This is a genomic window from Rhodococcus erythropolis R138 (assembly GCF_000696675.2).
Classification (GTDB): Bacteria; Actinomycetota; Actinomycetes; order Mycobacteriales; family Mycobacteriaceae; genus Rhodococcus_F; species Rhodococcus_F erythropolis.
The window spans coordinates 5,510,574-5,529,758 of the sequence record NZ_CP007255.1; the positions used below are offsets into that span (position 1 = coordinate 5,510,574).

Annotated in this window: 11 protein-coding genes and 1 pseudogene; 8 read left to right on the top strand and 4 right to left on the bottom strand. The window is 63.3% G+C overall.

The genetic code is table 11. The annotated features are described in order from the left end of the window. The first annotated feature begins 13 nt into the window (after positions 1-13). The 4 genes from H351_RS25300 (at position 14) to H351_RS25315 (ending at position 6,793) form a co-directional block, all read left to right on the top strand. Positions 14-2,449: a LuxR C-terminal-related transcriptional regulator gene (locus H351_RS25300; protein WP_029254720.1), complete on the top strand. Its 2,436-nt coding sequence runs from the start codon at positions 14-16 to the stop codon at positions 2,447-2,449. 111 nt (positions 2,450-2,560) lie between these two features. After that, a complete protein-coding gene (locus H351_RS25305; RefSeq protein ID WP_029254719.1) occupies positions 2,561-3,808 on the top strand; it encodes a hypothetical protein in 1,248 nt (415 codons plus the stop codon). A 109-nt stretch (positions 3,809-3,917) separates the two neighbouring features. Further along, the gene (locus H351_RS25310; protein ID WP_019749373.1) at positions 3,918-5,258 is read left to right on the top strand and encodes a S1 family peptidase; all 1,341 of its coding nucleotides are present in this window, start codon (positions 3,918-3,920) and stop codon (positions 5,256-5,258) included. A 224-nt stretch (positions 5,259-5,482) separates the two neighbouring features. Next, positions 5,483-6,793, top strand: coding sequence for a S1 family peptidase (locus tag H351_RS25315; RefSeq protein ID WP_029254718.1), 1,311 nt, complete (start codon positions 5,483-5,485; stop codon positions 6,791-6,793). Positions 6,794-6,888: 95 nt separating this feature from the next. On the opposite strand, the gene H351_RS25320 is transcribed toward H351_RS25315, so the two are convergent. Next, positions 6,889-7,539 (bottom strand): DUF8020 domain-containing protein, encoded by a 651-nt coding sequence (locus tag H351_RS25320; RefSeq protein WP_021343217.1) that lies wholly within the window; start codon positions 7,537-7,539, stop codon positions 6,889-6,891. Between the two features lie 359 nt (positions 7,540-7,898). Between H351_RS25320 and H351_RS25325 the strand changes: the two genes are divergently transcribed. Then, positions 7,899-11,021 (top strand): (Fe-S)-binding protein, encoded by a 3,123-nt coding sequence (locus H351_RS25325; protein WP_059016377.1) that lies wholly within the window; start codon positions 7,899-7,901, stop codon positions 11,019-11,021. A 177-nt stretch (positions 11,022-11,198) separates the two neighbouring features. Here H351_RS25325 and H351_RS25330 read toward each other — a convergent pair whose 3' ends face one another. Both H351_RS25330 and H351_RS25335 read right to left on the bottom strand, forming a co-directional pair. Beyond that, the gene (locus H351_RS25330) at positions 11,199-11,654 is read right to left on the bottom strand and encodes a hypothetical protein (RefSeq protein ID WP_029254716.1); all 456 of its coding nucleotides are present in this window, start codon (positions 11,652-11,654) and stop codon (positions 11,199-11,201) included. Between the two features lie 60 nt (positions 11,655-11,714). Continuing rightward, positions 11,715-12,990, bottom strand: a pseudogene (locus H351_RS25335) (DUF6745 domain-containing protein). A 245-nt stretch (positions 12,991-13,235) separates the two neighbouring features. Here H351_RS25335 and H351_RS25340 point away from each other — a divergent pair. Then, complete coding sequence (locus H351_RS25340) at positions 13,236-14,168, top strand: hypothetical protein (protein WP_021343213.1); 933 nt, start codon at positions 13,236-13,238, stop codon at positions 14,166-14,168. Here H351_RS25340 and H351_RS25345 read toward each other — a convergent pair. After that, entirely contained in the window at positions 14,158-16,098 is a 1,941-nt protein-coding gene (locus tag H351_RS25345) for a S9 family peptidase (RefSeq protein WP_029254715.1), read from the bottom strand. The genes H351_RS25340 and H351_RS25345 overlap by 11 nt on opposite strands. A gap of 76 nt (positions 16,099-16,174) precedes the next feature. Here H351_RS25345 and H351_RS25350 point away from each other — a divergent pair, with 76 nt between their 5' ends. Beyond that, a complete protein-coding gene (locus H351_RS25350) occupies positions 16,175-17,428 on the top strand; it encodes a pyridoxal phosphate-dependent aminotransferase (protein WP_019747413.1) in 1,254 nt (417 codons plus the stop codon). Between the two features lie 487 nt (positions 17,429-17,915). Continuing rightward, the gene (locus H351_RS25355) at positions 17,916-19,178 is read left to right on the top strand and encodes a YibE/F family protein (RefSeq protein WP_019747414.1); all 1,263 of its coding nucleotides are present in this window, start codon (positions 17,916-17,918) and stop codon (positions 19,176-19,178) included. The last annotated feature ends 7 nt before the right edge of the window (positions 19,179-19,185 follow it).

The following is a 19,185-nucleotide window of genomic DNA, read 5'->3' on the forward strand; positions in this document are numbered from 1 at the left end:
CGGCGGGCTTTCGATGAACCGTGACAGCGGCACCGAATCGTCGTACATTGCAGGACTTTTGCGCGGCATCGACCTGACTGCATCGCCACTGCGCCTGTTCGTCACCGGGACCGATGCCAGCGCTCGGCCCCAAGTGACGAGGGCGGTGCGCAAGAGGATCGAATCTGGTGACAGACCCGTGGTCACCGTCGTCACGCATGACGCCCCGGCCGATGCGATTGTGGTGATCGCGGACGCGCAGGCTCTGACCTCCGACGAAATCCGTGCTCTGAACGAGCTGGTTCAACGTGACGACCTCGGAGTTGTCATCGCCTCCGATCGGATCGATCCTCCACTCGCACCGATCTACTCGAACATCTCGAGTTTCGGTACCGTCCTACATCTGAACCCGTTGAACCGGTCAGATATTCGGAAGATCGCCGCGGAGCGAAGAGTTCCGCTCGACGATCGTGCCGTGCTGACGCTCGAGCATCTGGCCGGTGGTTCCTTCGGGGCCGTCGAAGCGTATTTCGCCGCCGCCTCGGCGGGCCGCCCGGAAATGGCGACAGCCGTACGCACACACATCCTCCATCAGGTCACCGCTCTGCATCCGATCGAGCGTGAGATCCTCGAGGTTTCATTCGCCGTCCCGGACATCGACGCTTTCGAGCTCGATCTGGGGCAGGAGAAGTTCAGTCTCACAGCGGCATTCGACCGAGCACTGGCTACCGGACTGTTCGGTTCGCGATCACCTCTCGTCGCGAGCGTTGTGGCAGAGTCGACCAGCACAGGACGTATCCGCAGCGAGCTGATCAGAATCGTCGAATCACGCGCGAACGCGAGAACCCTCGATATCGGTACAGCACGAAGACTTTTCGACTCCGGCATCCGCCACCGCGATCTCACGGCTGTACTACGAGACGCAGTCGACGCGAGCACGCCGGCGGCCGCGGCAGATCTTTTTCGTCGTGTGAATTCGATCGAGCCTCTCGGCGTGGCGGACACGCTGCTGTACGCCCAGGTCTCGGCTCGGAGTGGTGACCTCGACACTGCCTGCCGCCTGGCCGATTCCGTCATCGCCGAACCCGATCTCGACAACGCGAGACTGGCTGCGGCGGTGCGAATCCGCGCAGCTTCGTCCGCAGCATGCGGCCAACTCCGCGCCGCCGCAGATCTCTACACCTGGCTCGGGCCAGGGCGCACCGAAACCGAATCCCCCTTCGCTGCAATCACCTTCCTCGGCATCGGCAACGTCGACGACGCGAACGCGGCGCTCGCCGGGCATACTGGATCACCGTCGAGCTCCACGGTCGGCGCTGCCACACTGGCCAATGGACTGATGCAATCGGTCACGGGGAGTGCACCGAGTGCGCTCAACACGATGTCGCGCGCACTTTCGCTCCCCGGCGGCTCCGGCACATCTGAATTCCAGCCTGATTCCGCCCCGGCGCTGGTAGCTCTTGCACTCCTGCACAACGGCGCCCATGAACGGGCCGCCGCTGTCGTCGCGGCCGCGATCGCCGCCGACGACGCAAGCAGTCACACGTGGGCGCGGCTTCACCTTCTCGACGCGTGGATCGCGATGACCCGTGGGCACGACACTGCTGTCGAAGATCTACCGGAGGAGGTAGTCCGCGGCCCCCTCCGTGAGCGTGACGCACTGTTTCTGCATGCCATGATCGTGGGTCTCGCTCGACGCTCCGGCGATCTCGCCCAGCTGCGGCGCGCCTGGTCGGGCGCAGCCGGCACCCTCTCGTCCTGCAGCGTGGATCTCTTCAATTTGCTTCCCATCGGCGAACTGTGGCTTGCGGCAGTACGACTCGACGAGGCCGAGCAGGTCGAGCATCTGGTCGACGACGCACGCACGCTCCTCCGAGCACTCGGCGAGCCTCCGCTGTGGTCTTCGCCGCTGCATTGGTACGGCGTCCAGGCGTCGATCCTCTCGCAGTCACCGGCCGATCTCCTTCCACACGCCCATACACTCGCGGAATCAGCCAAAACCCACACTTACGCAGCCGGTTTGGCGACCGCCGGACGCCAATGGCTCCTACTCATGCAGGGCAGCGTCGACGCAGACGACGTGGAAGCTGCAGCGCGAACACTCAACCGCATCGGGCTGCCCTGGGACGCGGCCCGCTTGGCGGGCGAAGCAGCATTGCGCACACCGGACACCAAATCGGCCACCGCATTGCTCCACGTTGCGCGCTCGCTACGCACAACGTCGACGGCCGAGACCAATGCAACCGATTCGACCGACAGCGCGGCACCACCGTCGGTACTGACCGAGCGCGAACAAGAAGTTGCCGAACTCGTCGTCGTCGGCCTGACCTACCGGGAAATCGGCGAACGCCTCTACATCTCCGCAAAAACCGTCGAGCACCATGTCGCACGCATCAAGCGGCGCGTCGGGGCGCAGTCTCGTTCGGAACTACTCACCATCCTTCGCAGCATGACACCGCCGAACAAATAGTTAGCTGCATATTGTCCGGAGGGTTGCGTATATCCGTTTAAGTGATAGTTTTCACAGGAATCAGGACATGCATGCCGAGCAAAGTTCGGTAACTGTGAAACGGGGATCGCTATGAAGTGGGGAGTCGAACTCGCCGTCGGCAATAAACGAAGCATTGCTGCGATCGCGAAACCCGACTCGGAACCAGTGATCCTCGAACGCGAATCGGTGCTGCACCACGCTCCTGACGGCACCGTGCAGCTAGGTGAAACCGCGTTGGGGTCAACCGGCTTGCGCGGGTTCCTCGACAGGGTCGGAACTGACGATACCGACAACTTCTCCGAGCACATGACGCGAGGAGAGGAACTCGTAGCGACAGCAATGTATTGCCTGGTCAAGGAGGTCCGAACACTCACTGATCAGAACCTGAACATCTCTGCGGTGATCCCGGCAGGTTGGTCGAGCGATTCCGTCGACGCACTGCGCGGCGCACTCGACAGCATGGATCTCGACGGCGTCGAACTGATTCCGGAAGAGAAAGCCTCTGCGGCCTGGCTCGCGGATCCGGATGCCGACGACAGTGCAGCCCGCGGAGCCGCAGCGTTGGCCGCGCCTTACTCGATCACCTCTACCTGTTCCGAACCCGAACCAACCGATCTTGCCGAGCCAGAGGACACCATCGAGGAGTTTCCGCCGTTCGTCCTGATCGAACCGGAGCCGGAATCCGGCGTGGAAGTACCGGGCACGAAAGCACCGAGCGTCGACGGTTGGCTGAATCGTCAGTGGCGATCGGAGCGCCGACCGATCATCGCCGCAGCAGCCGCCGCAGTCTTTCTGACGGTGTCGGGGTGCGCGGCCGCGGTCATCATCGGACACACTCCGACCATTTCAGCGCCCGGGATTCTCGACGCACAATCTCCCCTGCCCACCGGCACCACGCCCGCCACTGCGGCGAGTCCGTCCGGCACGGTTTCGCAATCAGCGACCTCGCTCCCGTCGGAAGTACCCGCTCTCGGCGCGCAGCCGACGGCGCAGTCGTGGTCATCCGAAGCGGAATCGACCTCACCCGAATCCCAGCCCATCCCGGCGAGTCCGGGCACCGGTACCGAGAAATCCACTACGGCGAACGTCCCCGCGCAACAGGGATCGCCGATCACCATCCAGCTCGACCCCCTTCGGATCGAGAACCTGCCGCCGGTCGTCGGACCGCTGAATCCGGTCGATCCGGCTACCCCGGACACTCCCGCCGTGACCGACCCCACTGATACACAGACAACGCCGACGCAGCCCTCCAACCCGACCGACACAACCGATCCGGTGGTGCCGAATCCCGACATGCCCGTCATGCCATTGGCCCCGAGACCCGGAATGCCAAGTTAGACAGAAAGATTGAACAGCCAGAGAGGAGGCGCATATTCCTCGTCGAAACTTTTCCCCTATGGTGGGTGCGGTACCTACCGGCTCGGTGCCGGGGACTTGAAGGGATTTCATGCGTAACTCGTTGGCGATCCGCACCGCTGTGGTCGGCGCCTCGGCACTACTGCTCGCAGCTCCATTCACCACGACGGCATCGGCAGAGCCCGCCTCCGACACGCATGTCGAACAGCTCGAAGCCGACCAGCTTCCGGCTGAGCTGGTCGAGGCGATCACACGCGATCTGAAGATCTCCCCACAGGAGTATCTCGACCGCGCTGCCAAAGCTCAGGAACTCGGCGCGTACGCCCAGGAATTCAAGTCCGAGCGCCCCGGCGACTACGCCGGATCGTGGATGGGACTCGACGGTCAACCCGTCGTAGCCGTCACCACCACCGAAGCTGCTCGAATCGCGGCCGACGACGGATACCGCACCCACGTCGCCCCCGTCTCCGCCGACACCCTCGAGAAGACGCTGGCCGACGTCAACGGATGGATCGCCGGGCTTCCCAAGGAAATATCACGCGCAGTCAATTCGGCGACTATCGACGTCTTGAACAACCAGGTCGTCATCGACGTTGCGAACAGCCCCGTCGGGCAGGCACTCAATCTTCCGACCCTGCTCGAGAACACCAAGATCGTTCTCAGCCCGGACGGCGGCGGATCGGTTGATCCCGGAGCGCTCGGCGGCGACACCTACATCACGTCGACGGGACCCATTCGCGAGACGCCGACCGAGAACATCTCGGTCTGCTCGTTCGGGTTCAACGCCGTCGACGATCAGAACAATGCACTCAATATCAGTGCCGGACACTGCAATCCGGCCGAGGGCTCGAAGTCGCCGGTCTACCTGCCGAATCACGCGAACGTCGACGACAGTCAGTTGATCGGCGCCTTCTCACAGTCTTCCGTCGGCAACAACGCCGGTGATCTCGATTACTCGGTCATCAAGTTCGACCAGTCGGGCATCGACGCGGGCCTCGACCGCGCTGCCGTCCGCGGTGCCAACGGGACCACCCTCGCGATCACCGGAACAGCACGTCCCGTGATCGGCGCTCCCATCTGCAAGTCGGGTCAGACGTCGTCCTTCACCTGTGGCGTCGTGGCAGCCGATCGCGTCGAAACACAACTGGTCATGGCTGACGGCGATTCACGAACCGTCCGCGGGTTCGCTGGTACCGCGTGCACCCTCGCCGGGGACAGTGGCGGCGCCATCGTCTCCGGAACCCTGGCGCTGGGCATCACCAGCGGTTCCAACAGCAGCGGCGCACCCAGTTGCAACGAAGCGAACCTGGTACTCGCGACCTCCGGTGGAACCTCGAATCTGGGTATCCCGGTCGGAGACATCCTCGACGCTGCAGATCGTGCATCCGGCGGCGGTGTCGGTTCCGGAATCCGCGTTCGCACTGCGGGTTGACCAACGCCTGATTCACAGCACTGTGCCCGCCGATCTGTTCTGATCGGCGGGCACAGTGCTGTTGTCGGTCGGGGTCAGCGCTGTTTGCTCATGTAACGGGTGGGAATAGCGCGTTCGAACCCATATAGTCATGGTCGACTGTGATCGGCTCACCACAAGTCCGTGAGCCGTATCCGTGTGCTCCCAGGGGGGTGGTACGCGGTCAACGAAGTGGAAAGGCCCACATGCGAAGCTCCATCGCACGTCGCGCCGCAGTGTTCGGTTCGGCCGCGCTGCTGCTCCTCGGACCGATTACCGCGGTCGCGAACGCAGAACCGAATGAATCCGGGGTATCCGATCAGGCAGCCCATCTGCCCGTCGAACTCGCCGAAGCCCTACAGCACGACTTGGCGCTGACGCCCGACCAGTTCGTCTCGCGTTCCGAACTCGCGCAGAAGCTCGCAGAGTTCGCCGCCATCGCGCGCGTCCAGTTTCCCGACTCTTTTGCCGGCGTGTGGCTCGACGACCTCGGCAAGGGCATCGTCGCTCTCGCTGACGGTCGCGACAAGGATGCTGCCCGCGAGGCCGCCGAGAAGGCCGGCTTCGAGGTCAAGGACGTCGCGCAGAGCGAGCAGGCTCTGCAAGGTCAACTCTCGGCACTCAACACCTGGCTCGATTCGCAGCCTGCCGAGGTCGCAGACCTCGTGCGCGGCATCGCCGTCGACGTGGTCGGCAACGGAGTCGCCCTCACCGCCGATCCTGCCGCCGGCATCGAATTGCCTGAGTTCCTGAAGCGGACCGTCGTCCACACCGCTGCTCCGCTACTGGTTCCCCCGATCGTCGCGGACCTCATTCCCGCAACCGGATCCGCAACCGGCGACGCTGCACTGGGCGGAGACGCCTTCGGCGCGACCTCCGGTAACACCGGACTGCGTTGTTCATTCGGCTTCAACGGCACCGACGGTTCAGGACGCACGGTCAACATCAGCGCCGGTCACTGCGATCCCAACCGTGCCGCTGCCGGCACCTCGAACTCCAGCCAGGTCTTCCCGATGGTGAACAACCAGACCGGGCCCCGCGTCGGATACTTCGCCAAGAGCAGCTTCGACGGGCGTGACTACTCGATCATCAACATCGACGACAACGCGAAGTACCGCTTCGAGAACAACAGCGTGCGGGTCCCGTTCAACCGTTCGGTCAACATCACCGGTACCGCCGATCCCATTGTGGGCGCCCCGGTCTGCAAGGCGGGATCGACCACCGGCTTCAGCTGCGGCGTCGTCACCGGCGTCAACCGCGTCGCCAAGGTCTTGGATCACACCCTCGACAACGGCTTCACCACCAACATCTGCGTCCTGCAGGGTGACAGCGGTGGCCCCATCGTCTCCGGAACGTTGGCAGTGGGCATCACGAGTGCGTCCAACGTCGCCACCTCTCCCCTGTGCGAGATCGCTCAGGCCGAGACGTTGTTCGGACAAGAAGCACCGACGCAGTACGCGACGCCGATCAACGACATCCTCGCCGCCAATCCAGGCCTGAAGGTTCGCGACTACTGATCGCACAGATTCCCCTAGACAGCAAAACGGGCGCCACACCTTTCGAAGGTGTGGCGCCCGTTTCGGCGTTCGTGACGTCTAACCGGTAGAGCTGCTTACTGGAAGAGAGTTGTTCCGGCCGGAGCGTTCAGGACCTTGATCAGGTCCATCCCCGCGACGATTGCGGTTCCGCCGCCGGCGAGGATCGTACCGGCGACTCCACCGATACCTGCACCGGTGACCATGCCGGGGAGGCAGCCGATAACCAGGCCGGGCAGACCCACGATGCAACCGATGACTGCACCGACGATCGTGCCGGTGAGGCTACCGATCTGCGTGGCAAGCCCGAGCTGTGACTGGAACTTCTCGATTGCCTTCTGATCCTCGTCAGGCGAAGCAACCGGGGTGAACTCGGCAGCGACCGGCTTCGGCTTGGAGCTGGCCGGGTCCAGGTTCGGCTTGAGGGTGAGGGTCTTGCCGTCCTCACTGATGGTCTCGTCGAACGGGAACTGAACGTCCCCGAGGTTGAACGCGAGCGGCAGGCTCACGAGAGTTGCGCCCTGGCTGTTCTGCAAGTCGACGTGTGTGCCGTCACCCGATACCCGGAATGCCCCGGCATCGATGGTGGTGACAACAGCCTGGTCGACGACCTCGGCGGTGTACGAAACGTCGGGTGACGTCTCCGGAGCTGCGTAAGAAGTACCTGCAGCGATGCCCGTAGCGGCAATGGTCATCGCTGCGATGGCCGCAGCTTTACGAATGAACATTTTTGATCCTCCCCGGGAGCGAGCGGGCGCAAGTCGATGACTCACACCACCCGTTTCCCCTGTGCGTGACGGGCGTAACGATAACAGCCGGTCGGTTGTCCTCACCTGCCCGGAAACCGAGTTAGGGCTGCCTGACAGAAAGGAGCCCGACGGCCACCGCCTAACGTGACGACCAGACATGTCTGCGTTTGACCAAGCCCGTCCGACGCAGAAGATTGATCTCTCCAGGCCACGAGCGGTTACCAGTCGGTATCTACAGGCTGGTAATGCAAGTTACTGGCGGGTAACATAACGCAGGTTAGTATCAGTGGGCTGTCCCGAGGTGGCCGACGCGTCGCCCTGAAACGAAAGGCCGCGACATGAATGCCCTGACGATTACGTTGGGCACGATTGGTGCTCTGCTGAGCTTGGTGTGTTGGTACATCTTCCTCTCAGGCGCGCTGAGGATGTTCAACACCGTGCGCATCGGCCAGTCGGCACCCGATCGATGGCGCCCGTTCTTCCCTCGCTTCAAGCAGATGATCATCGAGTTCATCGCGCACACGCGCATGAACAAGTTCCGCAGCGTCGGCTGGGCCCACTGGCTCGTCATGGTCGGCTTCCTCGGCGGATTCCTGCTGTGGTTCGAGGCTTACGGCCAGACGTTCAACCCCGAGTTCCACTGGCCCATCTTCGGTAACACGTGGGCGTGGCACCTGTGGGACGAGATCCTGGGCCTCGGCACCGTCATCGGTATCACCACGCTGATCGTGATCCGTCAGCTCAACCACCCGCGTCTGCCTGCACGCCTGTCCCGGTTCGGCGGCTCCAACTTCAAGGCCGCCTACGTCATCGAGGGCATCGTCCTGCTCGAGGGCCTGGGCATGATCATGGTCAAGGCCGGCAAGATCGCGACCTACGGTCACGCCAACCCGTGGACCGACTTCTTCACCATGCAGGTCGCCAAACTGCTTCCCGCCAGCCCCGTCATGATCTCGGTGTTCGCGTTCGTCAAGCTGATGACCGGCATGATCTGGCTCGCGATCGTGGGCCGCAACATCACCTGGGGCGTCGCCTGGCACCGCTTCTCCGCGTTCTTCAACATCTACTTCAAGCGTGAAGACGACGGCACCGTCGCGCTCGGCGCGGCAAAGCCCATGATGTCCAAGGGCAAAGTCCTGACGATGGAGAACGTCGACCCCGACACCGACACTCTCGGCGCCGGAAACATCGAAGACTTCTCCTGGAAGGGCTGGCTCGACTTCACCACCTGCACCGAGTGCGGGCGTTGCCAGTCCCAGTGCCCTGCTTGGAACACCGGAAAGCCGCTCTCCCCCAAGCTGCTCATCATGTCGCTGCGTGACCACGGCTACGCCAAGGCCCCGTACCTGCTCGCTGGTGGACGCAAGGACATGGGCGGCGACGAGATCGGACTCGTCGACAGCGAAGGCAACGTCAAGGAAGCCGCACTCGCAGCCATCCCCGAGGCCGCACGCCTCGAGGCCGACCGCAAGCTCGTCGGTGAAACCGTCGAAGGTGAGATGGCCCCGGTCATCGACGCCGAAACCTTGTGGAGCTGCACCAACTGCGGCGCCTGCGTCGAACAGTGCCCCGTCGACATCGAACACGTCGACCACATCATCGACATGCGTCGCTACCAGGTCCTGATCGAATCGGAGTTCCCCTCCGAGCTCGCCGGCCTGTTCAAGAACCTCGAGAACAAGGGCAACCCCTGGGGCCAGAACTCCAAGGATCGCCTCAACTGGATCAACGAGATGGACTTCGAGATCCCCGTCTTCGGCAAGGACGCCGACAGCTTCGAGGACTACGAGTACCTCTTCTGGGTCGGCTGCGCCGGCGCCTACGAAGACCGTGCCAAGAAGACCACCAAGGCCGTCGCCGAGCTCCTCGCCACCGCGGGAGTGAAGTTCATGGTCCTCGGCGCCGACGAAACCTGCACCGGCGACTCCGCACGTCGTGCCGGCAACGAGTTCTTGTTCCAGCAGCTCGCAATGCAGAACATCGAGATGCTCAACTCGGTCTTCGACGGTATCGAGCAGAAGAAGCGCAAGATCGTCGTCACCTGTGCGCACTGCTTCAACGCCCTCGGCAACGAGTACCCGGAGGTGGGCGGCGACTACGAGGTCGTGCACCACACCCAGCTGCTCAACCGTCTGGTGCGCCAGAAGAAGCTGATCCCGGTTGCGTCCGTGAGCGAAGACGTCACCTACCACGACCCGTGCTTCCTCGGACGCCACAACAAGGTTTACGACGCTCCCCGTGAACTCATGGAAGCCTCAGGCTCCAAGCTGGTCGAAATGCCGCGTCACGGCGAACGTTCCATGTGCTGTGGTGCCGGTGGTGCTCGCATGTGGATGGAAGAGAACATCGGTAAGCGCATCAACGTCGACCGCGTCGACGAAGCGCTCTCCACCAACCCCAAGAAGATCGCCACGGGTTGCCCGTTCTGCCGCGTCATGCTCACCGACGGCGTCACTGCCCGCCAGGAGCAAGGCCAGGGCGAAGGCGTCGAGGTCGTCGACGTCGCGCAGTTGATGCTGAACTCCGTCACCCGCCTCGATCCCGCCCAACTCGGCGAGAACATCAAGGTGATCCCGCGTGAGAAGGCCCCGGTCGCTGCTGAGGCAAAGGCTGAGACCGTCGAGCAGGATCGGGTCGCCGAAGTCGAGGAAGCCGCCGCGACTCCGGAAGCCAAGGCTGCACCGGCAGGCAAGGGTCTGGCCATGAAGGGCCTCGCCAAAGCACCAGGCGCAAAAGCTCCCGGCGCCAAGGCACCAGGCAAGGGCCTCGGAATGGCCGGCGGGGCAAAGGCTCCCGGCGCCAAGAAGGCGGCTCCCGCCGCAAGCGCGGAAGCTCCCGCCGCCGAAGCTGCTGCACCGGCCACACCTGTGGCAAAGCCCAAGGGTCTCGGTCTTGCGGGCGGAGCCAAGGCTCCCGGCGGCAAGGGACTGCAGATGAAGGGCGCCGCCAAGGCACCCGGAGCAAAGGCCGCTGCCGCACCGGCAGCGGAAGCACCGGCAGCTGAGGCTGCTGCACCCGAAGCTGCTGCACCCGTCGCCAAGCCGAAGGGTCTGGGCCTGGCGTCCGGCGCCAAGGCTCCCGGCGGCAAGGGACTGCAGATGAAGGGCGCCGCCAAGGCACCCGGAGCAAAGGCCGCTGCCGCACCGGCAGCGGAAGCACCGGCAGCTGAGGCTGCTGCACCCGAAGCTGCTGCACCCGTCGCCAAGCCGAAGGGTCTGGGCCTGGCGTCCGGCGCCAAGGCTCCCGGCGGCAAGGGACTGCAGATGAAGGGCGGGGCCAAGGCTCCTGGTGCGAAGGCTGCACCTGCTGCTGAAGCACCTGCCGCTGCTCCGGCTGCACCAGCCGAGGCTCCCGCAGAGGCCCCCGCCGCCGAGGCGGAAGCCCCGAAGGCTCCACCGGTCGCCAAGGCCGGCGGACTCGGATTCAAGGCCGGTGCAAAGGCTCCCGGCCGCAAGAAGTAACCGCTCCACACGCGAATGCCCTCACCGTCACGGTGAGGGCATTCGTGTTTGTGTGGGGAGCCACTCCCGACCGAGCACCCGTTCCCTCGACCAAACACACCTTGCTCTACGCGGAAAGCGGTGCTCGCCGTGGACAAGTGGTGCTCACTCCCCCGCTGCCAAATCGAGGTCGCCCGGTCAATCTGCGACAAGCATCACCGCACCGCGCGCACGCCCGACGCCCCTTTCCTGCTGCCGTCCGATGACGTATCGCCCCGGAGCGATTCCGGTCGCGCCGTGCTCCGGATGGATCAGGTACGCGGTCACTCGGGTGTCGAGCATGCCGAGCGCAAGGCCCCGAGCATCTTTCACCGGCGTCGACCACGTGCACTCCCCTTCGTCTGCAACCAGACTGTGGGGGTTACCGCCCGCCGCGCTTCGCAGCAACTCCACTCCCGAGAGCGGCACTCTCACAGAGCGTGTCCACGGCAGAGGCGCCACGATATTTGCGAGCAGCGAAAACGGGATCACGATGAGATCGCCCTGCGCCTGAAGTCCGTCGATCACAGGAATGGACACTTCCTGGTCCAGGTAGTCGAAGACATCGAGGCCGGTGAGGGTGGTGAGAGCGGACAAGGTCATGTTCGAGTTCATAAGTATCACCAAGGGTTTGAGGATTGAGGGTTTGAGGATTGGGGCTTGAGGGGTCGAGATTCAGGTTCGACGAACGAGACGGGAGTAATCGGCGCCGGTGATGCCGTAAGTCCAACCGGCGGCATCCAACGCGGAGGTAAACCATCCGGGTACGTGAAGGCCGTATCGACGCCGATGCCCGTCGCGTTCGAAAGAACCGTTGACCGCGAGGAGAATGCGTCCACTTCGGCCCCAGCCCTCCGGTGACGCGTAGAGCTGCAGCAGGCAACCGGCATTACCGGGATCGTCGGCTTGGTCGACCAGTGTCAGGCCGGCCAGCTCGATGTAGGAATCCCACCCGATCCGCTCGATTGCACATCGACGGATCTCTACATTGCGCTCGTGTGCGATGCGTTCGGCGGTCGGGTCGAGCACTACCCAGTCGGGAACGATCGCTCCGTGCAGAACGAACGCCTTTGTTCCGTCTGCGAATTCGAGTGCCGGGGAATCAGGGTGGTGGAGTCGGCGTTCTCCCCGCACTGCCCGGTATCCGCTCCGAGTGCAAGACCCTGGGTCGTTCCGCCATGATGCACACGTCGTCGAACGCCCACCACCACCCGGTCGAGTCAGCCAGTGCGGTCTGCACATCGAGAAGTTCACGGTCTTCCGAGCGGAAGGTCGCAAGACCGTATCGATGGCATGTGTCGTAGTACGCGATTCGATGGGCGTCCTGCTGCCCGTACCAGGTCACTCCACCCGCCACCGGGGTCGACATCGTTCGTATCGCAGCTGCCACGCCGTCGAACAGTGTGGTGTGCAACGATTCCCAGATTGCGGATCTGATGATCCGCGCTGGATTGACGCGGCGCTGAGTCGAACCCCGCTGATCCGACCCCCGCTGATCCGACCCCTCGGACACGCTGGCACCAACGCCCCCGAACGCGCGACGTTCCATCTCCCAGCGTTCTATCTGCCAGTCAATGCTCCGACGTTCGATACGCGCGTTCATACGTCGGCGCGACGCCGAAAACATGCTCGCGATGTGCCCGCAAGCGCAGTCGAGTCCAGTGCCGTCGAAGGGCATCTTGTTCGACAGACCTTCGGCGGCGATCAGATCCGATCCAGCAGAGGGCGACTGAACCCAGACGAACTCCGGTTTCGGGAGCCTGGATCGTCGGTATAGTTGCGCGACAGCAGATTCTGCAGTGGATCGATCGGCCGGACGTGCACACAGACCGCGTTCGAGCCATACGTCGCGGACTGCTTCCAAGGCCTGATTGTCTTCATCGAAGATATCGATGTTCTCGGTCGATGTCGCTCGACGTGACGTCGACGAGCGAAACGGTGCGGCGCTCACGCGACGGTGGCGGGGTCCGCCTTTCCTGTAGTCATAGTTCAACAGCCTGGCACGCAAACGCTCCGGACGCAAGGGTTGCCTAGAGTGCGACACCGAGAACCTGCCACCGTTTCCCCACACCCGACACCCTCTCCAGCGACGCGAAACCGGTTCGAACTGTGGACAAGTGGTGTTCACTCACGGCTATCCACAGCCCCGGGTTCACGGCTTCCTTTCCAGCGCCGGGCGCAGCAAGATCGATCGGTATGGGGGAACAAATACGCATCATCCGTCGGCCAGAGCAACTGTCGACAGGTCGTACCGATTCCGAGATCCGGCAGGCCTGCGCGAGTGGAAACTGGTCCAGAATCCATCGCGGTGCCTACGTACCCAGCGACCACCTGTCCCGCCTCGACGCATACGGGCTACATCGATTGCGCGTCGAGGCTGTGGCCGGTACCGCTTCGGCACATGCAGCGGTCAGCCACATCTCGGCAGCGGTGGTGCACGGCTTCGAACTCTGGAACACTCCGCTCGAAGTTGTGCACCTCTCTCGGGACCGACGAGGCGGTGGCCGTAAATCCGCTCGACGACACGTGCACTCGGTATCGTTCACCGACGACGAGGTCACCCACGTCGACGGCCTGCGCGTCACGACTCCGGCACGAACTGTTGCGGATCTCGCGAGGACGCTCCCTTTCGAACCGGCTCTCGTGGTGGGCAATTCAGCGTTGCACCGTTCAGCGTTGACCAAAGATGCAGTTGCGGCCTCGCTTGCACTCAGCCCGAACCATCCGCGCCATCGACATGCGCTCCACGCGCTCACCGCGATGGACTCGCGCATCGAAAGCGTCGGTGAATCACGGAGCCTCGCATTGTTCCTGCAGGAGCACTTACCACTCCCCGAACCCCAGGTCGAAATCCACGACGCTCGAGGGTTGGCCGGCCGCGTCGACTTCCTGTGGCGTGAGCAGCGCACCATCGGAGAGTTCGACGGCCGCATCAAATACGGCCGACTGGTGCCCGCCGGGCGCAGCGCCGAGGACGTGCTCTGGGACGAGAAGCTCCGCGAAGACCGACTCCGTGACGCGGGGTGGGAAGTCGCGAGGTGGACGTGGGCCGACCTGTCGACCCCGTCACTGGTGGCAGGTCGGATCCTCGCGGCCTTTGCGCGCAGCCGCGGGGCCGTCAGCTACTGATCGCAGGCTTCCACAGCTCGAGCGTCGCAATGCCGGGTGGGGTGAATCCGAGCACCTGCCCGTAGAAGGACAGCTCGGCGTTGCGTGAGCTGATGATGGTCGACTGCTTGCGGAATCCGTGAGATTCACCCTCGTAGGCCAGGTAGGCATGCGGAATGCCCTTGGCCACCAGAGCATCCCGGAATCGCTCCGCCTGCGAGGGTGGCACGATCGGATCGTCGAGACCCTGGAGCAGCAACACCGGGCAGTTCAACCCGTCGACGTTGTTGAGCGGAGCACGTTCCGCGTACAGGTCGGCAGATTCCGGCAGCGGGCCGATCAAACCGTCGACATAGCGCGATTCGAAATCGTGAGTTTCCTGCACGAACAGGTCCAGTTCGGCCACGCCGAAATAGGAAGCACCACAAGCGAACACGTCGGACGTCGTCAGTGCGGCCAGAACGGTCCATCCACCGGCAGATCCGCCTTCGATGGCAAGGCGGGCCGGATCGGCAAGCCCTTGCTCGGCCAACCCGGTGACGGCGGTGACGACGTCCTGCACGTCGACGACACCCCACTGTCCGCGCAGCCGGTTGCGGTACTCACGTCCGTAGCCGGTCGACCCGCCGTAATTCACATCGACGACGCCGATTCCGCGGCTGGTGAAGAAGGCGTAGACGAGGTTGAGGGCCGGGGCGACGTGCGCCGTCGGCCCACCGTGAACAAACGCAACGTATGGCGGCAGTTCGCCGTCGAGTCCTTTGTATCGCGGACTGCGCGGCGGATACGCAACGGCGTGAACTTCTCGCCCGTGTCCGTGAGCCACGACAGCTCGCGCTTCCGGAAGGTATGCAGACTCGGGCAATTCTTCGACCGACGAACGGATTTCGGTGAGTTCGCCGGTACCGAGGTCGAACTCGCGTAGTGCGCCCGCCAGTTTCGCGCCTCCCGAGGTGAGCAGCAACCGATCGCCGCGAACCTGCATGAGGCCGATGCTGGTGACACCCGGGATCGCGATGTCGCGCAGTTCCCCCGACGCCGGATCGAGTACCGCCAGCGTGTCGGTTCCCACCGTGCGTGCGGTGAGAAGGTGCCCGTTGTCGAGTTCGACGAACCAGCGCGCACCGAAGCGCCACTGTGGGCCACCGAAATCCGCATCCACCGGGCAGATCGGGGTGATCTTGCCGCCGACTCGATAGATGTTCCACCAGCCGCTGCGATCACTGATTGCGTAGAGTTCGTCGTCGGTGATCCACTCCGGCTGCAGGACGGACTCTTCAAGTCCGCCGATCAGCACGGAGTACTTCTGAGCGACGCCGTCAACGAGTGGAGCTACCCGCAGTTCGGTACCGTCCCAGGGCATTTGCGGATGGTTCCACGCGATCCAGGCTATTTTGGTTCCACTCGGCGAAAGCCTCGGTGACGAGAGGAAGTCCGATCCGCCGACGATCGAGCGAATCTTGCCGGAACCGTCCAGCGGAATCGCGCAGATATCGCGAGTGATCGCCCCGTCCTCCGCGTGCGCTTCCCGAACCGCCCACACCTCACCGTTCACGATCTGCAGGTCTGCGTATCGCAACGCGGCCGGCGACGCGGGTTCAGGCGTCAGAGCCCGCGGAGTGACTCCTTCGAGGATGTACACCCGTTGATCGGAGAATTCACTGAAGACCAGTTTTCCGGACTCGGTGACGGTCCAGGCGCCACCGCCGTACTCGTGAACCCTGGTCCGCGCGTTCCACGGCGCAGGGAGGATGTCGACGGGTTGGTTGTCGAGACCGGATCGACGGATCGATGTCCGACCACCCTCGGTCGGACGAAGTTCAGCCCACCAGATCTCGTCACCGACGTATCGTCCACCCTCGACAGGGTGGCCACCTGCAGCCAGATCCGCTGCTCCGATCGGAGAAGTCCACGATCCGTACGGGGCTGCAATCTGCTCGCTGGGGGTCATCGCTCGACAATAGCCAACTGGTCGCGCGACACGGTCCCCGACAATGCACTTGCACAGTGGTGGAATCATGTAACTCGTGAGCACACCAGAACCCGTCCGCCATCGTCAGCCGCAGCGCGAGCTGGAGCAGTCGTCGAAGCTCCAGAACGTCCTGTACGAAATCCGTGGGCCGGTGCACGCGCATGCCGCCCGGTTGGAGGCGGAAGGACACCGGATCCTCAAGCTCAACATCGGCAACCCGGCACCGTTCGGATTCGATGCTCCCGATGTGATCATGCGCGACATGATCGCCGCCCTGCCCTATGCGCAGGGCTATTCGGAGTCGAAGGGCATTCTGTCGGCGCGGCGCGCAATCGTGACGCGTTACGAGCTGGTTCCCGGCTTCCCCGAGCTCGACGTCGACAACATCTACCTCGGTAACGGTGTTTCCGAGCTGATCACGATGACCATGCAGGCCCTCCTCAACAACGGGGACGAGGTTCTGATCCCAGCGCCCGACTACCCGCTGTGGACTGCGATGACGAGCTTGTCCGGAGGCACGCCCGTCCACTATCTCTGCGACGAGGCCAACGACTGGAATCCCGATATCGCCGATATCGAATCCAAGATCACCGACAAGACCAAGGCTCTCCTCGTCATCAACCCGAACAACCCCACGGGTGCGGTGTACTCCATGGAGGTTCTGCAGCAGTTGGTCGATCTGGCACGCAAGCATCAGCTTCTGCTGCTCGCCGACGAGATCTACGACAAGATCCTCTACGACGACGCAAAGCACATCTCGCTGGCAACGCTTGCCCCTGATCTGCTGTGCCTGACGTTCAACGGCCTCTCGAAGGCCTACCGCGTCGCCGGCTACCGCTCCGGCTGGGTGGCGATCACGGGCCCGAAGGATCACGCCGCCGGCTTCCTCGAGGGACTCGACCTCTTGGCGTCGACCCGCCTGTGCCCCAACGTCCCCGGACAGCACGCCATTCAGGTCGCCCTCGGCGGACACCAGAGCATCGAAGACCTGATCCTGCCCGGCGGTCGCCTGCTCGAGCAGCGCGACGTCGCGTGGGAGCGATTGAACATGATTCCGGGTGTTTCGTGTGTGAAACCCCGCGGTGCGCTCTACGCGTTCCCTCGTCTGGATCCGAACGTCTACGAGATCCACGACGACGAGAAGTTGGTTCAGGACCTGCTTCTCCAGGAGAAGATCCTGATGGTTCAAGGCACCGGGTTCAACTGGCCGAACCACGATCACCTTCGGATCGTCACCCTTCCGTGGGCCCGGGATCTCGCCGTGGCCATCGAGCGATTCGGCAACTTCCTCACCAGTTACAAGCAGTGATTTCGGCCCGTCGAATCGGGCGAAATCAGGTAAACAATTCGTTGTACAAATACCCCGTAAACGTAAAAGTGCGGGGTATTTGTGAGACCTTCGTCACAACATTCGCATACCAGGCGGTTTGATTGACACTTTAACTATTTAGTGACCTGCCCTGATGCGAAAACGGTCCAACCGGTACGTGATTCGTCGTGAAATTGGTAGTTGGACAACGCGCCAAACCCGATTGAAATTGGGTACATTGGTTATCAGCACTTCGGTGCCGCGAGCACCTGGTATCCCTCCCCCCCCTGTGGATACCAGGTTGGTGGCGGGGACAACCCCCCCTGTTCCCCGCCACCCAGCTCGACCAATCCCAGTTTCGCCTCTTCCCGGAAATCACCTGTGCCGACGCTGTCGTCGATCGACACTATCCGCAGAAGCTGACCATTCGCTTCGGAGCCGATAACATTGCACCGGTGCAAATCCCCAGTCCGACACTCAGTTTCCGATGAGTCACGGCCACGGCCACGGTGGCCCCATTCAGATCGGCCCCACCGCATCACGCGTCGTCATAGGCTTGCTCGTCGTCATCGGCATGGTTGTCGTCGCGGCAGCTATCGCGCTGTGGCCGGACAAGAACACCATTCCCGTCCCGCTCCCCTTTCAGAATGCCGACGGCAGTTCGGTGGAGACCGAGGCGGGCACCGTCACGATGCAGGATCTCGGCGACTGCGGAAGTTCCTCCGCCGGAAGGGTATTCGTCGGTGCACCGCAACCGCCACCCACCTCCGCCTATCAGTGCCAGCGCAGTATCGTCGATATCGAGTCCGGGCCGAATGCCGGAACGAAGACACTCCTCGAGATCATCCCGGGTGCCGGACAACCGGATCTACGGGTCGGTGACCACATTCGCCTGGTGCGTCAGACCGACCCGAACGGAAACACGCAGTACTCCTTCGAAGACTATTCGCGTGGTCTCCCACTGGCGCTGATCGTCATCGCGTTCGCCGTCGTCATCATCGCCGTTGCGCGGTGGCGCGGACTGCGCGCACTCGTCGGTCTGGTGATCGCCTTCGGCGTCGTCGTCGGGTTTCTCCTGCCCGCATTGCTCGACGGAAAGCCTGCGATACCCGTTGCACTGGTCGCCGGCGCGGTGATCTTGTACGCGGTTCTCTATCTGGCGCACGGTGTCTCACTCAAGACCAGTTCGGCTTTGCTCGGCACCCTTGCCGCGATGGTGCTCGCTGCCGTTCTCTCCTACCTCTGTATCGAACTGACGCACCTCACCGGGCTGTCCGAAGAGCAGAACACCAATGTGCAGACATACATCGAGCACATCGACATCACGGGCCTGCTGCTGGCGGGCTTCATCATCGGATCGCTCGGTGTTCTCAACGACGTCACCATCACCCAGGCATCTTCGGCGTTCGAGTTGGCCGAACTCGACAAGCACGCACCCCGCCGAAAGGTGTTCAGCGGGGCGATGCGGGTCGGACGCGATCACATCGCCAGCACGGTCTACACCTTGGTTCTCGCGTACGCCGGCGGGGCGTTGCCACTGCTTCTGCTTTTCAGCGTCAGCGGTCGCCCTCTTCAGGACGTCCTGGTCGGTGACGCTGTAGCGATCGAAATCGTACGGTCCGCGGTCGGCGGGATTGCTCTGGCGCTATCTGTTCCGCTCACTACTGCTATCGCCGTGATTCTGGCTCGCCCACCCGGTAGTGCGGTCAAGGCCGGCCCCACGTCAGGCGGCCGACACTCCAAACGCTGAAAGCGAG